Annotated in this window: 3 protein-coding genes; all 3 read right to left on the reverse strand. The window is 65.1% G+C overall.

Annotated elements, in window-relative coordinates; all coding sequences use genetic code 11:
• Positions 1 to 13: 13 nt before the first annotated feature.
• On the reverse strand, positions 14 to 1546 hold the full coding sequence (tnpC, locus tag NKI70_RS33710; protein ID WP_352726428.1) for an IS66 family transposase: 1533 nt from the start codon (positions 1544 to 1546) through the stop codon (positions 14 to 16).
• A 69-nt stretch (positions 1547 to 1615) separates the two neighbouring features.
• Positions 1616 to 1972 (reverse strand): IS66 family insertion sequence element accessory protein TnpB, encoded by a 357-nt coding sequence (gene tnpB / locus NKI70_RS33715; protein ID WP_023709031.1) that lies wholly within the window; start codon positions 1970 to 1972, stop codon positions 1616 to 1618.
• Entirely contained in the window at positions 1969 to 2403 is a 435-nt protein-coding gene (tnpA, locus tag NKI70_RS33720) for an IS66-like element accessory protein TnpA (protein ID WP_352480690.1), read from the reverse strand. The genes tnpB and tnpA overlap by 4 nt, the downstream gene beginning before the upstream one ends.
• Positions 2404 to 2487 lie beyond the last annotated feature (84 nt).

Below are 2487 nucleotides of genomic sequence, written 5' to 3' on the forward strand. Positions count from 1 at the left end.
GTAAGCGGTGTTCTCAGGCCACGGCCCTGAGTTCAGGGACCCGGATATAGGCCCAAGGCAGCAGGTCGTCGATCTGGCTGTTCGGATGGCCGTTGACGATCCTGGTGAGTACGTCGGCGAGATAGCCGAGTGGCTCGACAGCGTTGAGTTTGCAGGTTTCGATCAGCGACGCAATAATCGCCCAGTGTTCGGCACCTCCGTCCGAGCCAGCGAAGAGCGCGTTCTTGCGGTTGAGCGCGATCGGGCGGATTGAGCGTTCGACGGTGTTGCTGTCGATCTCGATGCGGCCGTCGTCAAGGAAGCGTGTCAGGCCTTGCCAGCGCGAGAGCGTGTAGCGGATCGCCTCGGCGAGCTTTGTCTTCTGGCTGATCAGGCCGAGCTTCTCGCGTAGCCAGAGTTCAAGATCGGCGACAATGGCACGGCTATTTTCCCGACGTACCGCACGGCGTTCATCGGCCGATCGGCCGCGGATATCATCCTCTATTCTGTAGAGCTCGGCGATCCGTCTCAGCGCCTCGCCGGCGATCGGCGCCGGTCCGGACACGGCCAATTCATAGAACCGCCGGCGAACGTGCGCCCAGCAGAAGGCGAGCGTCACGCCGCTCTTGTCGGCCAGCACACGATAGCCGCCATAGCCGTCGACCTGCAGGATTCCAGTGAAGCCTGCGAGATGAGCGATCGGACGCTCGGCCTTCCGGTCGGGTGCGTAGACATAGGCAACGCCCGGCGGGTCGGCTCCCTGCCATGGCCGATCGTCACGCGCATAGGCCCAGAGCTGCCCGGTCTTGGTCTTGCCTCGGCCGGGATCGAGCACCGGCGCGGTCGTCTCGTCGGCGAAGAGTTTTGGCGAGGACTTCAATTTGCCAAGCAGCCGCTCATGCACCGGACGCAGGTGCCAGGCGGCGCGGCCGACCCAGTCGGCGAGCGTGGAGCGATCGAGATTGATGCCTTGCCGGGCATAGATCTGCGCCTGACGATAGAGCGGCAGGTGATCGGCGTATTTGGAGACCAGGACCTGGGCGACCGTCGCTTCGGTCGGAAGACCACCCTCGATCAGCCGGGCCGGCGCGGCAGCCTGAACGACCACATCCTCACAGGCGCGGCAGGCATATTTTGGTCGCCGCACGACGATCACACGCAGCTGCGCCGGCACGATGTCGAGCCGCTCGCTCACGTCCTCGCCGATGCGATGCAGACCATTGCGGCAGCACGGGCAGGCTTGATCCTCGATGTCGATAACCATCTCCACGCGCGGCAGATGGGGTGGCAGCGCGCCCCGGTTCGCTCGGCGCTTTGCGACACGCGCCTGACGTTCGCCAAGAGCGGTCTGTGCCTGCTCTTCCTCACCGGCCGCCTCGATCTGTTCGGCTTCCTCAAGCCCCAGCAGAAGCTGGTCTTCGGGCAGCGTCTCGGCACGCCGGCCGAAGCGGTGGCGCTGCAATTCCTTGATGATTTGGATCAGCCGGGCGTTCTCGACGTCGCGCGCCAGGATCATCGCCTTCAGCGCGTCCGGATCGTCGGGAAGCTGGTCAGCAGTCATCGCCATGACCGGATCAGACCATATTCGACGACAGCCCGCGACAGCGGAATCCAGGCTGATTCACTTCGTCGCAGGTCAGCCGGCCTGGGCTGGAACGCGGGTCCGGCGCGCCTCATGGACGCGCCGCCAGTCGAGACCTTCGAGTAGCGCCGAGAGCTGCGCGGCCGTCAGCCGCATCATGCCGTCATGTACTTTCGGCCAGCGGAACTCCCCATCCTCCAAACGCTTGGCATAGAGGCAGACCCCGGTGCCGTCCCAGAAGATCAGCTTGATCCGGTCAGTCCGCTTCGCCCGGAAGACGTAGACGGCCCCGCTGAACGGATCGGCCCCCATCGTCTCTCGCACCAGCGCCGCCAGCCCCTCCGCGCCCTTGCGGAAGTCGACCGGCTTCGTCGCCACCATGACCTTGACCGCACCCGTCGGCCCGATCACGACGTCGCCTTCAGCGCGCGGATCACTGCGGCCACCGTCTTGGTATCGGCGCCCCGGCCAACGCGCATCGCGACGCCGTCGATCTCAAGCTCGATCATGCCGGCGTCTCGAGTGGCTTGCCGTTTCCGCTGCTTCGGTGGATGCCTGGCTACAGGCTCCGCCGCCGTCACAACCGCCGGCACGAAGGCAGGAGAATCTTGCTGCACCGAAGCGGCCTGTTTGCGCGCTTCGCGGCGCCAGGCGAAGACCTGCTGCGGCCTGAGGCCATACCGGCGGGCGACCTCGGAAACCACTGCGTTCGGCTCCAGCGTCTCCGCGATGATCCGCGCCTTGTCATCCACCGACCAATGACGCCGACCGCCGGCACCGTTGATCACCTCGAAACGCCGAGGCTGCCGATCCGGGTCAAGCGTAAGGTCAAGTCCAGACACAAGCCGATCTCCGATCCCAATACAGGATCGGCAACCTCACAGATCGCGACCACTCCCGAAAGGTGGTCCCACAACAGCGCTTAC

Source organism: Mesorhizobium sp. M0500 (genome assembly GCF_040321165.1).
Lineage (GTDB): Bacteria > Pseudomonadota > Alphaproteobacteria > Rhizobiales > Rhizobiaceae > Mesorhizobium.

Excerpts from the sequence above, each read along its gene's own strand:
- tnpC (WP_352726428.1), bottom strand. The coding sequence starts at position 1,546 with ATGGCGATGACTGCTGACCAGCTTCCCGACGATCCGGACGCGCTGAAG.